Origin of the sequence: Rahnella sp. RcJ3, assembly GCF_009498575.1 — a bacterium.
Classification (GTDB): Bacteria; Pseudomonadota; Gammaproteobacteria; order Enterobacterales; family Enterobacteriaceae; genus Rahnella; species Rahnella aceris.
Genome location: NZ_QSNX01000013.1, coordinates 62,182 through 79,025, shown reverse-complemented (window position 1 = coordinate 79,025; position 16,844 = coordinate 62,182). Strand labels below are relative to the sequence as shown.

Sequence of the window (16,844 nt, the reverse complement as noted above, 5' to 3'; positions counted from 1 at the left end):
TCTGTCTCTCCATGATTGGCCGGATAACGGCGGGAAGATGGCCTCTGCCCGCCCTCCGTTCAGATTAAAATTTCAGTGAAGCGGCAATGTCTTCTTCGCTTTCTTCTTCTTCAATAATCGCCTGCGCCTTGTTAGACAAGATCACGAATGGCATGTACACCAGCGTGGCAATACCGAGATTGAACAATGCGACGAGCAGTGCCGCGATGCTGCCGTTACTGTTAAAGAAAGCGCCAAGCCCGGTCGGCATGGTCCACGGCGCCAGGTTAGTGACCGGAGGAATGATACCCATGCTGTACGCGGCGATCGTGATGGCGGCCAGAATCGGCTGGACCAGCACGAAGGGGATAAACATCACCGGGTTCATGATAATCGGCAGACCAAACAGGATAGGCTCGTTAATCTGGAAGATGCCTGACGGCAGTGCCAGCTTTGCCACCTGACGATGATCGGCACGGCGTGAGGCGATAAAGATGGCGATGATAAGCCCGAGGGTTGCACCGGAACCGCCCAGCATGATGTAGGAATCCAGCATCGGTTTGGCCCAGAAGTGGAAGGTTTTCCCTGCATCAATCGCGGCACTCACGGAACCGTATTCGGTGTACAGCGCGATATTTTCAAGCGCCCACGGGGTCATGATGCCGTTGTCGAGCGCGGTCAGCGCCAGAGATCCGTGTACACCAAAGAACCACAGCAGTGAGTTGAAAATCACGTACGCCCAGCCAACCACGCTGCCCATTGCCGCCAGAGGTTTGGAAATTGAATCCATAATAATCTGGTGGAAGTTGTGGCCATATAATCCGAGTAACCAGGAAATAACCCCGAAGATAAACAGAATAATAAAGCCCGGAATTAACGCGGAGAAGGATCGGGAAACCGAAGACGGCACACTCGCCGGCAAGGTAATGACCCAGTTGCGGCGAATCACAAAGGTAAACATTTCTGCGACAACCAGACCTATTACCATACCGGAAATAATATTCGCGCCACCTAACCAGTTTGCGCCCACCGCATAAGCTTCACCGACGCTGTATGGCGTCACGGTCATAAAGGCTGCAACGGCTAATAAACCGGCGGAGAGGGAATCAACTTTACGTTCTTCCGCTAATGCCATGCCAATAAAGAATGGCGCCATCAGCGACATAATACCGAGCGTACCGTTATAAACATTAATACCGATGGTTTTCAGACCGGCCAGCGTATCGATAGTTGACGGGTCTAAGCGCACGCCTAAAGAATAAAAGAAAGAACCGGCACCAAAGTTCAGGAATACGTTATTAATTAAAACGAACATGGCACCCGCAAGGGTCAGCGGCATGAGTTTTATGAAGCCATTTTTAATGGCATTAATATGCGGTTGTTTACCTATTTTAACGGCAAAAGGAAGAAGTATCTTTTCAAGTGAATCAATGGCTTTGCTCATTGGTATTTTCCTTTAATGCCGCCATCTGGCGGCCAGGGGAAGAAATTCGCTCTTTGACTGGAGTTCTCTTTGACTTAAAAATTTCAATATAAAGACGTTCAATTTTAAAATAAGGAAAAACGTAAGATCACTGTGCTGCTGCTTTTTTGATCGCAGCAACGGCTGCTTTCAGAACACCTAACCCGTCAATTTTGCCGTACAGGCCAGAATCGATCACTTCAACCGGTTTACCCGGCAAGACTTTTTTAATTTCATCCAGCATATAGGCAATTTGCGGCCCAAGCAGAACGACATCGGCTGCCGCACCTTTCTCTGCAGCCAGTGTTTCAGGAAATGCTTCGATAATGACCGGGACCTCATACTTCTCAGCCTGAACCTTCATTTTAGAAACCAGTAACGAGGTTGACATTCCGGCGGAGCAAAACAAATAAATGACTTTCTTTTCCATGATAAAACCCTCATATCCCGATAAATTGCAGCTCAGGCAACGGTTTTTCCTTCACCTGCGAGAATGTATTCAGAGCAAATAAATTGAAGATAACGAATCGTCTCTGCCTGAAAGCAGTATACGGCATCACTTCAGGGCGCGATAATTCGGAACTTATAGAAATTGTCTCTCCTTGACCATCCCTTATGACTCCCTTCACGTTTTGGGTAAATAACTCGCGAGGATAAATAAGATAAAGACGCACGGCCACGCAACAAGAAGTTAACATTTACACTTACCCAAGCAGGGGACAATATGAGAAACTGGCAATGATTGCGCAAACATTACTATTTTGACGCCATAATTCAGTGGTCAACGCTTTGAATAATAAAATAAATGCTCAGAAAGGCCGTTCCCGTACGGCTACGCTCGAAGATGTTGCTCAGGCCGCCAGCCTTTCACCCATGACGGTCAGCCGCGCCTTAAACAATCCCAAAGTCGTGCGCCCGGCGACCATTGCCCGCGTGATGGAAGCCGTGAGAAGTACCGGTTACATCCCCAATATGCTGGCCGGTGGTCTGGCGACCAGCCGCACGAAACTCATTGCCGTCGTCGTGCCGCAGATTAACAACAATATGTTTGTTGATACCGTGCAGGCCATCAGCGATCAGTTAGCGGCACGGGGTTATCACATGCTGTTGTGTATTGTCGGCTATGAGCCGGAAGATGAAACCGATATTGTCGCTACCCTGCTTTCGCGCCGACCGGACGGGATTGTGCTGACCGGCATTCATCACACGTCGGAACTGAAAAGAATCATTCTTAACGCCAATATTCCGGTAGTAGAAATCTGGGATTTAACGCCCACGCCGATTGATATGCTGATTGGCTTCTCGCACGAAAAAGTCGGCAATGCCATCGGTGACTATTTCCTCGGCAAAGGCTTCAGGCGTTTTGGCTTTATCTGTGCTTCCGATCGCCGCGCAATGGTGCGTAAAAACGGGGCAATCAGCGTGTTGCGGGCCATTCCTGAGCACGACATTAAAGAAGTGATTGTTTCCCGTCCGGCGAATATGGAAGTCGGACGCCAGGCACTGCGCCAACTGCTCGCCAGCGATCACCGCTTTGACGCCATCATTTGCAGCTCCGACACCCTGGCGCAGGGCGCAATCATGGAAGCCGAATCGCAGGGTTTACGCGTGCCGGATGATTTCTCGGTGATCGGTTTCGCGGACCTGAATTTTGCTGCCCATAACCGCCCGGCGATAACCACCGTCAGCGTCGAAAAATGGGATTTAGGCATCCGCGCGGCAGATATGCTGGCGGATAAAATTGAAGGCATCGCGGTTGATGAACCTATTGTTGATATGGGTTACAAACTGGTTATTCGGGAATCAGCTTAGCGCCTTGCACACTTCAGCTTTTGTTTTAACCATAATACTCCACCCCAACCCTCCCCTTCGCAGGGGAGGGAGTTGTCCGCGTAATTAATTCAACTTTATATTTTTCCCGGTTATAAATAACCCTGACAATTGAAACTCATTCTTATTTGTTAAAAATGTTAGCTAACATTCATAACAACAAATAACAGAAACTTTCCGTACGGAATTATATTGATCTAAATTCTACCCACAAAATCATGAAGAATACTTTGATAAACAATGCTATTTCCCCCTTAGCCATTCACAATAAAAACAATCAATATATCATTGATTTAATGAGACTTTAAATCAAATTAAACCTGTGGAACTCCTTAATGCATTTCCCGCCTTATAGTTCATGGGGAATTTATTCATTTATTTTAGATGTAGCGGTGATATTATCGATTTGTACCCAAAAAATAATAATAATTAACCCAAACTTAACATCAGGCATGTGAGAGTCGTAATTCTATGCTCCTTCAAAAAAAAACAACCCGTCGCAAGTTTTTACTTGGGTCGCTGATGGCTTTGCCTGTCGGGACCATCATGATGAAAGGGCTGTCAGCGGCACAAGCTGCAGAAATGGCTGCCCCGGATTTACTCGAATATAAACCGATATTTTTCAGCGCCGATGAGTGGCAGTTTATTATGGCCGCCGCTGACAGCCTGATCCCTGCGGGTGGCAAAGGCAAAGCACCGGGCGCACTCGAAACCAATGTGCCGATTTTTATCGATCAGCAAATGCACGGCGATTTCGGCGAAGAAATCTATATGCAGGGCCCGTTCAACGTGCATGCTCCGGCGACAATGGGGTATCAGATCCCGTTCCGTCCGCAGCAAATCTACAAAACCGGCATTCGTATTGCGAACGCCTGGTGTCAGCAAAATCATCAGAAAGCCTTCCATGAACTGGCCGATCAGGACAAAGACAATGTGCTGACGCAGTTGCAGAAAAACGGCATCAAATTTGCCGATGCGGGCGAAGAAAATCTTGTCGCCTCGCAATTCTTCAGCGAACTGCTTTCAGACACCAAACACGGCTATCTGGCAGACCCGATCTACGGCGGGAACAAAGGGATGAAGGCGTGGATTGCCATCGGCTTCCCCGGCGCACGCGCCAGTTTCACTGAGTGGGTTAAGCAGCACAATGTCCCGTATCCGCTGGGGCCTGTGAGCCTGCAGGGCGCGCGTGCCTGAGTGCCTCGCCCTATTACCGTTTTCTGATGACTGACAGGATTAAAGATGGCAAAAGTAACTAAACCAGAAGTCGACGTCGTTGTTGTCGGCCTCGGCTGGGCTGGCTCGCTGATGAGTATCGAGCTGGCGATGGCGGGCCTGACCGTTCGTGCGCTCGAACGTGGCGGCGATCGCGGCTACGAAGAATTTGCTTACCCGAAACCGGCGGACGAATATGCCTACGCGGTACGCAATAAAGTCATGGCGACGCCGGCTGAAGCCGCTGTCACCGTGCGTTACAACATGAGTGAAACCGCCCTGCCAACCCGTAAATGGGGTGCATTCGCGCCGGGTACCGGCGTGGGTGGTTCCGGTCTGCACTGGACGGCGGTATTGATTCGCCCGACGCCGACCGATTTAAAACTCAAAACTTACGCTGACGAAGCCTACAAACCAGGCATCCTGCAGGAAGACATGCGGATCATGGATTTCCCTTTCTCCTGGGATGAAATTGAGCCGTATTACACTAAGTTTGAGCATATCTGCGGTCAGTCCGGCAAAACCGGCAACCTGCGCGGTCAGATTATGGAAGGCGGGGATCCGTTCGAAGGGCCGCGTTCCGAGCCGTATCCGCTGCCTGCGCTGGAAGACACGCTCAACAGCAGCATGTTTGCTGAAGTCACCAAAAAAATGGGCTATCACCCGTTCCCGAACCCGTCAGCCTGCGTGTCCCGCGCCTGGACTAACCCGTACGGCAACCAGATCGCGCCGTGTAACTACTGCGGTTATTGCAGTAAATACCCGTGCCTGAACTACTCGAAAGCGTCGCCGCAAACGGCGGTGATGGACGCGCTGAAACGCATGGATAACTTCTCTTATGAAGTGCATGCCAATGTGCTGAAAGTCGAACTGCATGATGATAAGAAAACCGCCAAAGGCGTGATCTACATGGATGCAGACGGCAACGAGTGCTTCCAGCCAGCGAAAATCGTGGTACTGAGCAGCTTCCAGTTCTGCAACGTGCGGCTGATGCTGCTGTCCGGGATCGGCAAGCCTTACAATCCGATCACCGAAGAAGGCGTGATTGGCCGCAACTATGCGTTCCTCAGTAACGGCGGTTCGACGCTGTTCTTCAAAGACAAAAACTTCAATCCGTTTGCCACCGCAGGCGCCACCGGCCAGATGTTCAACGATATCTCTCCGGGCAACTTCGACGGCCCTTCCCTTGGCTTTATCGGCGGTGCGAAAATTCACAGTTCGCAGGCCACCGGCACGCCAATCAGCACCTCGCTGCCAAAAGGCACGCCTGCGTGGGGCACCGGCTGGAAAGAAGGCATGGAAGAATGGTACGGCCATTCGATGAAAATCAGCATCACCACCACCTGCCAGTCTTACCGCGATATTTATCTGGATCTGGATCCGAATTACAAAGATGAATATGGCTATCCGCTGCTGCGCATGACTTTCGACTGGAAACAGAACGAACTCAAATTGCAGCAATACCTGAAAGGCATCGTGGGCAATATCACCAAAGAGCTGAACCCGGACAGTTACAGCGAAAGCTTCCTGCCGATGGACGCGCACTTTGACCTGACCAAATACGTCTCTACCCACAACGTGGGCGGCGCGGTGATGGGCGATAACCCGAAAACCTCGGCGCTGAACAAGTTCCTGCAAAGCTGGGATGTGCATAACGTATTTGTGCCGGGCGGTAACGCTTTCCCGCAAAACTTCCAGGCTAACCCGACGGACACCATCGGCGCGATCACCCTGATGGCGGCGCAGGCGATTAAAGATCAGTACCTGAAAAACCCCGGTCCACTGGTTCAGGCATAAGCGGAGATGAACAGGATGAAACTCAAAAGTTTATTTATCGCTAACGCCTTGCTGCTGGGGGCGGGTTTTATGGCGAATGCGCAGGCGGATACCAATACACAACCCGACAACGCAGCGCTGATCAAACAGGGCGAATATGTGGCGCGTCTGGGCGACTGCGGCGCCTGTCATACGGTGGCGGGGAAACCGGCGTTTTCAGGCGGGCTGGCGATCAACTCCAATCTGGGCACCATTTATTCCACCAACATTACACCGGATAAAGACCACGGTATTGGCGGTTATAGCGAAGCACAATTCTCGGATGCAGTGCGCAAAGGCGTTCTGCCGGACGGCACCCGTTTGTATCCGGCAATGCCTTATCCGGATTACGCTAAAATCAACGATCAGGATATGCACGCGCTCTACGTTTACTTTATGCAGGGCGTAAAACCGAGCGCAGAACAACCGCCTGAAACCGATCTGAGTTTCCCGTTCAGCCAGCGCTGGGGCATGCGTTTCTGGAACTGGGCATTCGCGTCTGACAAACCTTTCCAGCCAATCGGTGGCGCTTCTGAGCAGGTAAACCGGGGTGCGTATCTGGTGGAAAGTCTCGGGCACTGCGGCAGTTGCCATACCCCACGCGGTTTCGGCATGAATGAAAAGGCGCTGGACAGCAGCGACTCTGATTTCCTGGCAGGCGGCAGTCTGAATAACTGGGATGTGCCTTCCCTGCGCGGCGTGGCGCACTGGAACGAGCAGGAAATTGCCGATTATCTGGGCAAAGGGCGTAATGACAAAGCAGCAGTTGGTGGCGAAATGACGTCTGTGGTGGAAAACAGTACCGCACACATGACCGATGACGACCTCAAAGCCATCGCGGCCTACATCAAATTCCTGGGCGGTAACCCGCCGGTTCCGGCAGAGGACACACAGAAAGCCAGCGCGACCGAAGCCAGACTGACGGCGGCGAAAAATCTCAGCGAAGGCGAGCGTTTGTATCTGGATAACTGCGGCGCCTGCCACTTTGTCACCGGCAAAGGTGCACCGGGCGTTTTCCCGCAACTGGATCAGGCAACGATTGTGAACGCGAAAGATCCGACCGGGCTGATCCACACCATTCTGGCGGGCGCGCAGCAACCGTCAACGGCACGTGCGCCGTCCACGCTGGTGATGCCGGGCTTTGCCAGCCGTCTGACGGACGAAGAAGCGGCGCAATTGTCGACCTTTATCCGTCAGGGTTGGGGCAACAACGCACCGGCAGTGACGGCGAAAGACGTCAGCGAAGTCAGAAAAACCCTGACGAAGTAATCACTTTTGCAGGCTCAAACGGCTTTCCTCACGGAAGGCCGTTTTTTTATAGGCGATCAGGCAGCGGGCGTTTCATGCAAATGACGCCACAGAATTTTCCCTTCTGCATCCACCACAAATAACACCGTCGAATAACGCAGTGTTTCCGGCTGGCCGGGCAACTGCTGGCGTTCCTGATACGCGACTACCGCGCCTTTTTCACTTTCAGCAATCACCACCGGCTTTTCGACCTCAATCTTCAGCCCGCTTTTCGCGCCCCGCTGCGCCCTGAAAAAAGCACACAATGCCGGATGATCCAGCCGGTGGCCGGTGATCGTTACCATCGAATAGGCCGGACTAAACCGCGCCAGCAGTTCATCACAAACCTGCCCAGGTGCAGCGGAGTCTGAAAACCAGCGCTGAATTAACCCATGCGCATCAAACACTTCTTTCACAAAACGATTCATAACTTTTCCTGTTGGTGTTCCTGTAGAAGCCGTTCCAGAATAATGGCGTGCCCCGGTAACCGCAGACACAACATGATGGGAATAATGACGCTGGACGCCGCAACGGTGAAACTCAGCGGATAGGCGAATGCCGGAACAGAAAGCTGCCAGGCACTCAGCATCACGCTGACCAGCGTCACGCCAAGACAAAAACTCAGCTGGCGGTTGATGTTCCACAGGGCGCTGGCGTCAGCCAGTTGTTCAGTACGGATATGTAAAAACGCAGCGCTTTGCGCCGTACTGCTGCACAGACTGCTGCCAGCCCCCATTAACGTAAACGCCGCGATTGCCAGCCACGGCGCTGCGGGAAACACACTCAGCAGCGCCAGCAAACCAATACCCGCGCCCTGAATCAGACAGCCCGGAATAAATAACGCCCGCGGCCCGAGCCGGTTAAACATTTTGCCGGTAAAACTGATGGCAGCAAATGACGCCAGTGACCACGGCAACATCAGCCCGCCCGACTGCGCCGCCGAGAAGTGGTGTTCATTCTGCAGATACAGCATGGCAATCAGGCTGACGCCGGTAAACACACCGGGAATACACTGATAAATCAGCATGCCGGTGCGCAATAACGGATCTTTTATCAGCGTCAGATCCAGCAGCGGCTCAGGGTGTTTTCGCGATCCCCGTACAAACATCGTCATCAGCCCTGCACCGGCCACGAATAATGCGCTGCCGCTCAGCCATTCATTGTTTTCGCCCAGAGATGTCAGCCCCCATAGCACCAGCGCCAGCCCGCCATTCAGCAGCGCAAATCCTTTCAGATCGAACCTCCCTGCCGGTTCACGTGGCGTTTGCGGCAGCCAGCACAGTGCCAGAACCCAGGCCAGCGACGACAGCGGCAGGCTGGCAATAAACACCCAGCGCCAGCTAAAACTGTCCACGATAATGCCGCCGAGAGCCGGAGACAGCGCCGGTGCCAGCAGCCCGACCAGCATGATCACCGCAGACAGCCGGGCGCGTTCATGGCTGCGGTACAGTGCATAAGTCAGCGTCTGCCCGAGCGGGATCAGCAATCCGCCGCCAAGCCCCTGCAAAACCCGCCAGCCAATCAGCGTGGTCAGGCTTGCGGCGCCCGCTGCAGCGAGTGAGGCAAGCATAAAAATCGTCAGCGAGAGGATAAACACCCGCCGCGCACCGAAACGCCCCGCCAGCCAGCGGCTGAGCGGAATAACCAGTGTCAGCCCCAGAATATATCCGGTACTGACCCACGCCAGCGCGCTGACTGGTGCCTGAAATTCCCGTGCAATGCCGGGATACGCCACATTGGCGATAAACATGTTGATCAGATCAACGAAAAAACCGAGCAAATACACTGCGGCAACCCGCGCCCTGTGACTCATTCTTACGTATCCACAATGGGTAAAGGCGGGCAATGTAACGGAGAAGTTCTTACGGATAAACGGACGCGGTGCAGTTACACTGTCAAAATTATTTTGACAGTAAGGACACACAGAATGCTGAATTTACAGCGGCTGGAGATTTTCGTCGCGGTGGTTAACGCAGGCAGTTTTACCGGCGGAGCAGTCTCTCTCGGGCTGACCAAAGCGGTAGTGAGTTTTAATGTGAAGCAACTGGAAAGTGAAACTGGCGTCGCACTGCTGACCCGAAGTACCCGGCGGCTGGCACTGACGGAATCAGGCGAACGCTTTTATCAACGCTGTCAGGATTTATTGCAGGAAGCCGAAGCGGTGCTCGACGACGTGCGTCGTGATCACGCTGGCCTGAGCGGTCAGTTGCGGATCACCAGTACACCGGAATACGGCGCGCGCGTGGTGGTTCCGGCGCTGGCGGCGTTTTCTGCACTGCATCCGCAACTGCGCATTCAGCACGTCGCCTCTTCACATCACGACGACCTGATCGCCGGACGTTTTGATCTGGCGATCCGTCTCGGCCAGTTGACTGATTCTAGTCATCACGCCGCCGCACTCGGGCGTTTCGGTATACTGCCGGTGGCATCTCCGGCCTTTTTGCGCGAACACGGAAACATCAGTACGCCGGACCAGTTGGCCGCAAGCCGGTGGATCGCTCACAGCCGTCTGCCGTTACCTATGAGCTGGCCGGTCACTGATGCTCAGGGAAAGCAAAACCCGTTTCGCGTGACAACGCCGCCCGCCATTGTGGCCGACAGCGCCTCGGCGTTGTTAGCCTTTGCACTGGCAGGTGCAGGCGTCGTGCTGTTGCCGGACTGGCTGGTGCAGCCGGAAATCGACGCACAGCGTTTATGCCATGTGCTGCCCGGTCACCGTTTTCCGCCACAGGGCATTTTCGCGCTGTATCCTAACACCCGTCACGTACCTGAAAAGGTGCGAAGCTTTATTGATTTTCTGCAAAGCTGGCTGGCGGAGTTCCCCGCCCAAGCTAAGATTTAACTCAGCTCACGGGAGGAAACATTCATTATGATCATCGAGACATCACGGTTGCTGCTCCGGCCTGTTACGGCTGAGGATATTCCCACGTTTTTTGCTATTTACGGCGATCCGCAAACCAATCTTTTTAACCCGCGCGGGCCATTGCCGGACATCGCGGCAGCACAGGAAAAACTGAACAGCTGGCTGAGGGAATGGCCGGATAATGGTTACGGGCACTGGGCCATTGCGCACAATCATCAACCGGATCAGATTATCGGTTTCGGCGGGCTGGGTATCCGTGAAGGCTACGAAAATCACCGTGTGTTTCTTGGCTATCGCTTTGCGACAACAGCGTGGGGAAAAGGACTGGCAACGGAGTTTGCCAGCACAGCGCTCAGCACCGGTTTTGAGAAACTGGGCATACCGCGGATTTCGGCTACCGTACGTGAAAATCATCTGGCTTCACAGCGCGTTCTGGAAAAAATCGGCATGCAGAAAGTGGGTTTTGAGGGCGATCCGCTCCATGGCACGGGCAGTTACCTTTACCGGCAGACCAACCCGCGCACAGTCAGCGGCCCATCGTTCAGCTGACATAAAACCACCTTGGGCGATCGTCCCCCGCCTGAGATCGGAAAATTCTGAGTCTCAGGCATTGCTAGCTTTTTTTTTCTAAAAATACCTGTACAACTTTCCATATCTTGTATAACTTTATAGTCACACAGGCAATCATTACTCACACATCTATTAACATAAGGGTTAATTATGCGTCAGAACAGACACAACGGAATGGCCCCGGACACGTCTCATTCCTTATACAGTCAGGTCTTTTCTGAAGAGGAAACAATGGGGCGCGTTGTTGTTGAAATTCTTGAGGCAGGAAAGAACCTCAATCGCAAAGCTTTATGTTCAAAACTTTTAAATCGTGTTGAAGCGGCTGGAAGTGAAGAAGAGGAAAAGCATTATATGAAGCTTATCCGTCTGGTACTTGAACGAGATTCATGATCCACCCTGATTAAGATCATAGTGCAAAGATTGGCTTCATAGCATTTCAGTTCGACATATTATGCGGGCTTGATTAATTCACAGCCTACCAAATTTTATGCCCTCAGGCGTAAAGTACCAACTCTGAACCTGAAGCTAATCTGCCCGAGAACTTTGGCCGGCATATATTCAGAGGCTGCTAATATGTACAGAAGTAATGAAGAAAGACTGACTGATAAGCTGATAGGTGAGGCCGTAATTTCCTTGCTTAAATCGAAGAACCCGATATCGACTGACAGACTCATCGCACAATTACAGTTTATGGCTGCAAGTGCTGACAACATAAATCGGAAAAGTGCCTGCGAGCGGATTATTAATGAGATCCGCCATGATCTGGCTGATAAACGTGCGCGAATTACCTACGAAGTGCGGGATGTCGATAATGTACGACACTTTTTCAATGCTGAAGGGCCGTCCGATGACAAGAAAAGACATTGATTCATCAAAGAATCATTCGCTAAATCAGGGCGATGCGATGAATTCAAACCCATCCCAGACGATGACAGATTCTGTTTATCACTCAGATGTTTATAACTATTTCAACAATGCGGGCGAACTGTTTTTGAGTGAAACCGAAGTGTTGGGTGCCGCTATTCGCGTCATTCTGGCCGAACAAGGCAAAGTGACAAATAAAGCCATTATATTGCACCTGATTACACAGCTTGAATGCACATCCGATGTGGTGCAGTTGGATATTCTGCGTAGTGCACTGGAAATGGTTGTGGGTATGACACCCGAAAATTCCGGCGTCTGATCCCGGCTGATTAGATATATTATATTTAATAATTTCACGTTCATTTTTGAAAACCGAACGTGACTTCACTCATAAACAGCAAGTGCGGAGGGTATCAAAATGCAAGATGTGTCTTATACTCATGTCAAATTAGCTGATTATATTCTGACAGAAGACCCGGAACTTCTGGTCGGAAATGAAACTGTCATCCGTATTTATAATAATTTAAAAAATAGGAAAGAACGGGTAACCCATAAAGATATTATTCTTTACCTGATTCAAAAAATTGAGCAGGAAAGTGATTCGGGTAAACAGGATGTATACTTAGAGGCACTTGAATACGTCGTATACCGCACTCCTGATGATGATGTCGTATAATATATCACCTGCGTAGCGTTAAGACTTTGCGAATCAGTCGGATAAATATTTTATATTTGTCCGGCTGATTCATTTAATCTTACTGAAATCTTTTATCGGACTTTTGATATTTAAAGATTTCGGTTTGTTAACAGATATTCCTGCTTAACTTCCGGCCACGCGACAACCGGTGCTCCATTTAGCCTTGGTGAAGCAAACAGCGAGCCCTGGAAATTACACACCCCTGCCGCATCGAGCCACATCCATTCTTCTGCTTTTTCAACACCCGTCGCGATAACCGATATTTCCAAAGAAGAGCAAAACCTGATAATGGCCTGAACAATGGCCTGTTTGGGTCCGCTGGTATGAATGTCACAAATCATATTGCGGTCAATCATAATCTTTTCCGGCTGGCATTGAGTCAGCAACAACAATCCCGCTGATCCTGCGCCGAAATCATCAATCGCCAGTCGCATTCCTGAGGCTTTAAGCTGTTGCAACGCTGTAACGAAATTATCTTCGCGTGTCACGACGCCGTTCTCGGTGATTGCCACGACAATCTGCTCCGGAACCAGACCATGAGCAGTAATCTCATGAACTAAAAATCCGATAGCATCAGGTACCCGGACTAACGTCATAGGCAAGAGTTTGATTGTCAGCGTTTTGTCGCTGATCCCCATCTTCTGTGCCAGTGCAAAAGCCAGCTTTTTGGTTTTCAGGTCAGCTTCATAAATGGTTGTTCTGGAAAGCGCAGAAAAGTACTCCATCGGAGAACCGCCACCTGGACCGCACAGACGGGCTTCGTAAGAGGTAATCTCGCGACTCAGTGGATCAACAATGGGCTGATACGTAAAGCTGTAATCCTTCATCTCGGGAAAGATAAATCCTGCTTCAGGTTTCAGTGACTCATCGGCGATAAAAGACCAGGAATCCGCCGGAAGAATTTCGAGATAATTTTCCTTTTCACGAGCCTGTACAAAGGTGCACAAAAATTGAAGCGCGCGGTCTTCATAGGTCAGCCGGTATTTGGACGTCCCCTTATCCAGCACGGCCTGAAGGACAACATCTTCGTGATGGTGCCTGAGGTCAAAAAGTTCCATCCCCACATTACCGAAGCGGCGCGACGGCGCGTAATCACGCATGAGAACAACGACATTATTATGCCGCTGATCGCTGCAAATCGTATTATAAATAGCATCGACGGCCTCTTCCGGCCCTTCCAGCAACTGGAAAAAGTGCATTCCGTCAAAAAGCAGAATACCGGTAATACTGTTGCGTTCATTCCCGATGTTGGCTCGCGACACCATCTCTTCCAGAGAAGCAGGCAGGACAGAGTCACTGATGTGGCTGCGGTAGACGAGGGTTAAAAGCATTAAGAAATTCCAGGGCAGGCTTCAGTTATGAACCCCACGATAACAGAAATTTTATTTACGGAAAAATCTCAATTGATTATCTTCGCTAACATATTGTGGTGAAAAAATGCCGTGATGCTCAGGCCTGTGACCATTAAGAGTAATGGCGCGGTTGCCATTTTGGAGGATAATCGCTGACATTCTATTCATTTACAGGAAACAGGGCATGACTCAACAACCCGCACCAGAAGATTTTTACAGCGAAAAATACGGCCTGACCCGTACCCACTCAGAAATCATCAACGCCGCACAGCATGTCCGGCCGGGTAAAGCACTGGATTTAGGCTGTGGCAGCGGGCGTAACTCGCTGTATCTTAACCTGAAAGGGTTTGAGGTGACGGGCTGGGATAACAACGCCATAAGCGTCGCAAAAGTGAATGATATTATCGCGGCGGAATCACTGAATAACATCAATATCAGCGAAGCTGATCTGAACACGCACCGTTTCAGCGGTGAATATGATTTTATCTTTTCCACCGTGGTCATGATGTTTCTGCAACGCGACAGCATCCCGCACATTATTGAAGACATGCATGCGGCCACCAACACGGGCGGTTATAACCTGATTGTGGCCGCCATGGACAGCCCGGATTATCCTTGCCCGCTGCCCTTCCCGTTCACGTTCAAGCCGTCAGAACTGCGTGATTATTATCGCGGCTGGGAAATCGTGAAATACAACGAAGATGTCGGCGAACTGCATAAACGCGACGAAAACGGAGACCGTTACAAGTTGCGGTTTGCGACGCTGCTGGCAAGAAAAATCTGATATCCATCAGTCCTTCGCAGGCAAACCCTGCATAGCCTGGCTTTTCGACTAAACTTAAATTCCACCCAAAAAGGAGCACGATATGTCATCACAAGACTTTGATAAAGATCCTAGCCGTGTGGAAGATAAAGTAGAAAACACGGTTAACCAGTTTGCCGGTGAAGCACAAAAGCAATTTGGAGATTTTGTTGACTCTCCGAAACATCAGCTTAAAGGTGCTGCACGCAAATACTCCGCGCAGGCGAGTGAAGCAGTTTCTGACGTGGCGGATAAAATCAAAGAAAATCCGCTGTCGGGATTGATTGCTGCCGGTGCGATTGGCGTGGTTCTGGGGCTACTTTTAGGCCGCAAATAACCGTCCGGGAGAAACAGATTTCTCCTACACAAATTATTCACAAAAAAAGGGTATGATCTTTTATTCTGTAGCAATCTACAGATTATTCAGACATTCCCCTTGTAGCAAATCCAATACCCGTCTCCCCTGACGGGTATTTTTTCGCCAGCTTGCGTGAATCATTGCCCTTTACCGACCAGCTGAGCGGCTTTCACGAAAATTTCATCTTCCACACCGTCCCCTTTTTTACGCCCGAGCCGCCGCAGTTCATCAATGATGCTCTCCCGGTTAATAATCGTTCCGCTGGAAATTAACCCCATAACAGCCGCACCAATGGCCAGCCCGATCAGGCCTGTCTTTTCGCTTTCGTCCTTCATGATGACCCCGGTAAATTATTCGAATTTTTCAGATAACGCTCAGTATCTATAGCTGATGTAATGGCATTTGTCAGAATTCGGGCACAGCCGGGATCGCATTTTTCTATCAGGGTTAAGGGTATCCAGCATCCGGCTGGCATAGCCTGAGGCGGAGAAATTCCGCCTTGTCAGAAGTCTGTAAAAGACCTATATTTAGACCGAAGCCTCGACAGGAGCAGTAAAACATGCAAATACAGACCATCAGCTTCGTGAAGAAGCATGCCGCTGCGCTTGATTTATCACAACCTATACTGGTCACTCAGAATGGTGAACCGGCTTATGTGATTGAATCCTATGAAGACAGGCAAAAAAGGGATGAAACCATCGCTTTACTCAAGCTGCTGACACTGGCAGAAAATGATAAAGCTGAAGGCCGGACATTGACGAGGGAACAGTTGTTAGCAGATCTCTACTGATGAGTCACTCATCTCATCGGCTCATTATTGGGATCAATTTATGTCTGCCACGAAAAGTAAAATTACGATTGAGTACCTGCAAACTGTAAAGCTATCCATTGATGAAATCGCTTCGTTCCAGACCTCACAGGGAAACGACCCTTTAAAGATCATCAACGCTGTATTAGATGAGTTTGAAACAAAAGTGAAAGTATTTCCTTTGTCCTGCCCGGTTTCACCTGATCTTGCAGCGCTGGGGATTATCAAGTATCGCGAATGCAGTACGTTGAGCGGTTATCGCATCATATATACCTATGATGAACCGGCAAATTTGATCTCTGTCTATGTGCTGCTTTCGCAGCGGCAAAATGTTCAGGCGCTGCTGTTTAAAAAGCTGATCATGGGCTAACAACGCAAAAGCCACGCAAACATCGCGTGGCTTTTTTCAGCGCGTCATCCTCTGTTAAATCATCAGTTTTCCAGCTGGTACGTCAGCGTAATCTCGGCTTTCAGAACCTGTGAAACCGGGCAGCCAGCTTTGGCTTTTTTGATGATTTCATCGAATTTATCTTTATCGATGCCTGGCAACTTCACTTTGCTGTCGAGCGCGATTTTGGTGATCGCAAAGCCGCCATCCACTTTATCGAGTGAAACATCTGCGACAGTATCGATGCTTTCCGGCGTGTGCCCCGCTTCGCCGAGCATCAGCGAGAGCGCCATGGAGAAGCAGGCTGAGTGCGCCGCGCCAATCAGTTCTTCCGGGTTAGTGCCTGGCTTACCTTCAAAGCGGGTGTTGAATCCATAGGGTTGTTCCTTCAGGGCACCGCTTTCAGAAGAGATGTAACCTTTACCGTGTTTAATATCGCCTTCCCAGTGTGCCTGTCCTTTCTTATGAATGGTCATATTTTCCTCCGGTTTGCATTACATTAACGTTAAGTATAGCTTCTGATCGGTGATCCGCGAGGATGGCCGGGCTATGCG

At 50.6% G+C, this 16,844-nt stretch carries 21 protein-coding genes; 14 read left to right on the top strand and 7 right to left on the bottom strand.

The features are described 5' to 3' along the window. Positions 1-64: 64 nt before the first annotated feature. Both chbC and DXU84_RS17500 read right to left on the bottom strand, forming a co-directional pair. Positions 65-1,423, bottom strand: a complete 1,359-nt coding sequence (chbC, locus tag DXU84_RS17505) for a PTS N,N'-diacetylchitobiose transporter subunit IIC (RefSeq protein WP_013577913.1) — start codon at positions 1,421-1,423, stop codon at positions 65-67. 127 nt (positions 1,424-1,550) lie between these two features. Continuing rightward, positions 1,551-1,871 (bottom strand): PTS sugar transporter subunit IIB, encoded by a 321-nt coding sequence (locus DXU84_RS17500; RefSeq protein WP_013577914.1) that lies wholly within the window; start codon positions 1,869-1,871, stop codon positions 1,551-1,553. Positions 1,872-2,230: 359 nt separating this feature from the next. Here DXU84_RS17500 and DXU84_RS17495 point away from each other — a divergent pair, with 359 nt between their 5' ends. The 4 genes from DXU84_RS17495 to DXU84_RS17480 all read left to right on the top strand — a co-directional run bounded on the left by DXU84_RS17495 (position 2,231) and on the right by DXU84_RS17480 (position 7,570). After that, on the top strand, positions 2,231-3,253 hold the full coding sequence (locus DXU84_RS17495) for a LacI family DNA-binding transcriptional regulator (RefSeq protein WP_153376355.1): 1,023 nt from the start codon (positions 2,231-2,233) through the stop codon (positions 3,251-3,253). Between the two features lie 489 nt (positions 3,254-3,742). After that, the gene (locus DXU84_RS17490) at positions 3,743-4,468 is read left to right on the top strand and encodes a gluconate 2-dehydrogenase subunit 3 family protein (protein WP_153376353.1); all 726 of its coding nucleotides are present in this window, start codon (positions 3,743-3,745) and stop codon (positions 4,466-4,468) included. 45 nt (positions 4,469-4,513) lie between these two features. Next, positions 4,514-6,283, top strand: a complete 1,770-nt coding sequence (locus DXU84_RS17485; RefSeq protein ID WP_013577917.1) for a GMC family oxidoreductase — start codon at positions 4,514-4,516, stop codon at positions 6,281-6,283. A 15-nt stretch (positions 6,284-6,298) separates the two neighbouring features. Further along, complete coding sequence (locus tag DXU84_RS17480) at positions 6,299-7,570, top strand: cytochrome c (RefSeq protein WP_370461805.1); 1,272 nt, start codon at positions 6,299-6,301, stop codon at positions 7,568-7,570. 56 nt (positions 7,571-7,626) lie between these two features. Here DXU84_RS17480 and DXU84_RS17475 read toward each other — a convergent pair whose 3' ends face one another. Together DXU84_RS17475 and DXU84_RS17470 are read right to left on the bottom strand one after the other, a co-directional pair. Beyond that, entirely contained in the window at positions 7,627-8,016 is a 390-nt protein-coding gene (locus DXU84_RS17475; protein WP_013577919.1) for a hypothetical protein, read from the bottom strand. Further along, positions 8,013-9,401 carry an MFS transporter gene (locus DXU84_RS17470; protein WP_153376349.1) on the bottom strand — a complete coding sequence of 463 codons (1,389 nt, stop codon included), beginning with the start codon at positions 9,399-9,401 and terminating at the stop codon, positions 8,013-8,015. The genes DXU84_RS17475 and DXU84_RS17470 overlap by 4 nt, the downstream gene beginning before the upstream one ends. Positions 9,402-9,515: 114 nt before the next feature. On the opposite strand from DXU84_RS17470, the gene DXU84_RS17465 reads away from it, so the two are divergent. The 6 genes from DXU84_RS17465 to DXU84_RS17440 all read left to right on the top strand — a co-directional run bounded on the left by DXU84_RS17465 (position 9,516) and on the right by DXU84_RS17440 (position 12,561). Then, positions 9,516-10,430, top strand: coding sequence for a LysR family transcriptional regulator (locus DXU84_RS17465; protein WP_153376347.1), 915 nt, complete (start codon positions 9,516-9,518; stop codon positions 10,428-10,430). 27 nt (positions 10,431-10,457) lie between these two features. Then, the gene (locus DXU84_RS17460; protein ID WP_013577922.1) at positions 10,458-11,000 is read left to right on the top strand and encodes a GNAT family N-acetyltransferase; all 543 of its coding nucleotides are present in this window, start codon (positions 10,458-10,460) and stop codon (positions 10,998-11,000) included. Between the two features lie 171 nt (positions 11,001-11,171). After that, positions 11,172-11,411: a regulatory protein YcgZ gene (gene ycgZ / locus DXU84_RS17455; protein WP_013577923.1), complete on the top strand. Its 240-nt coding sequence runs from the start codon at positions 11,172-11,174 to the stop codon at positions 11,409-11,411. A gap of 183 nt (positions 11,412-11,594) precedes the next feature. Further along, the gene (locus DXU84_RS17450) at positions 11,595-11,888 is read left to right on the top strand and encodes a hypothetical protein (RefSeq protein ID WP_013577924.1); all 294 of its coding nucleotides are present in this window, start codon (positions 11,595-11,597) and stop codon (positions 11,886-11,888) included. After that, a complete protein-coding gene (locus tag DXU84_RS17445) occupies positions 11,869-12,204 on the top strand; it encodes a biofilm/acid-resistance regulator YmgB/AriR (RefSeq protein WP_223510022.1) in 336 nt (111 codons plus the stop codon). The genes DXU84_RS17450 and DXU84_RS17445 overlap by 20 nt, the downstream gene beginning before the upstream one ends. Positions 12,205-12,303: 99 nt before the next feature. Beyond that, the gene (locus DXU84_RS17440; RefSeq protein WP_014416580.1) at positions 12,304-12,561 is read left to right on the top strand and encodes a biofilm development regulator YmgB/AriR family protein; all 258 of its coding nucleotides are present in this window, start codon (positions 12,304-12,306) and stop codon (positions 12,559-12,561) included. Positions 12,562-12,671: 110 nt separating this feature from the next. On the opposite strand, the gene DXU84_RS17435 is transcribed toward DXU84_RS17440, so the two are convergent. Next, positions 12,672-13,913, bottom strand: a complete 1,242-nt coding sequence (locus DXU84_RS17435) for a diguanylate phosphodiesterase (protein ID WP_153376345.1) — start codon at positions 13,911-13,913, stop codon at positions 12,672-12,674. 205 nt (positions 13,914-14,118) lie between these two features. Here DXU84_RS17435 and tehB point away from each other — a divergent pair, with 205 nt between their 5' ends. Then, entirely contained in the window at positions 14,119-14,718 is a 600-nt protein-coding gene (tehB, locus tag DXU84_RS17430; RefSeq protein WP_014416582.1) for a tellurite resistance methyltransferase TehB, read from the top strand. 82 nt (positions 14,719-14,800) lie between these two features. Beyond that, complete coding sequence (locus tag DXU84_RS17425) at positions 14,801-15,073, top strand: YqjD family protein (RefSeq protein WP_013577929.1); 273 nt, start codon at positions 14,801-14,803, stop codon at positions 15,071-15,073. Positions 15,074-15,231: 158 nt separating this feature from the next. On the opposite strand, the gene DXU84_RS17420 is transcribed toward DXU84_RS17425, so the two are convergent. Further along, positions 15,232-15,429 carry a hypothetical protein gene (locus DXU84_RS17420; RefSeq protein WP_013577930.1) on the bottom strand — a complete coding sequence of 66 codons (198 nt, stop codon included), beginning with the start codon at positions 15,427-15,429 and terminating at the stop codon, positions 15,232-15,234. Positions 15,430-15,653: 224 nt separating this feature from the next. On the opposite strand from DXU84_RS17420, the gene DXU84_RS17415 reads away from it, so the two are divergent. Together DXU84_RS17415 and DXU84_RS17410 are read left to right on the top strand one after the other, a co-directional pair. After that, the gene (locus tag DXU84_RS17415; protein WP_013577931.1) at positions 15,654-15,884 is read left to right on the top strand and encodes a type II toxin-antitoxin system prevent-host-death family antitoxin; all 231 of its coding nucleotides are present in this window, start codon (positions 15,654-15,656) and stop codon (positions 15,882-15,884) included. A gap of 40 nt (positions 15,885-15,924) precedes the next feature. Next, entirely contained in the window at positions 15,925-16,272 is a 348-nt protein-coding gene (locus DXU84_RS17410; RefSeq protein WP_112151502.1) for a type II toxin-antitoxin system RelE/ParE family toxin, read from the top strand. A 62-nt stretch (positions 16,273-16,334) separates the two neighbouring features. On the opposite strand, the gene DXU84_RS17405 is transcribed toward DXU84_RS17410, so the two are convergent. Then, a complete protein-coding gene (locus DXU84_RS17405; RefSeq protein ID WP_013577933.1) occupies positions 16,335-16,766 on the bottom strand; it encodes an OsmC family protein in 432 nt (143 codons plus the stop codon). Positions 16,767-16,844: the final 78 nt, after the last annotated feature.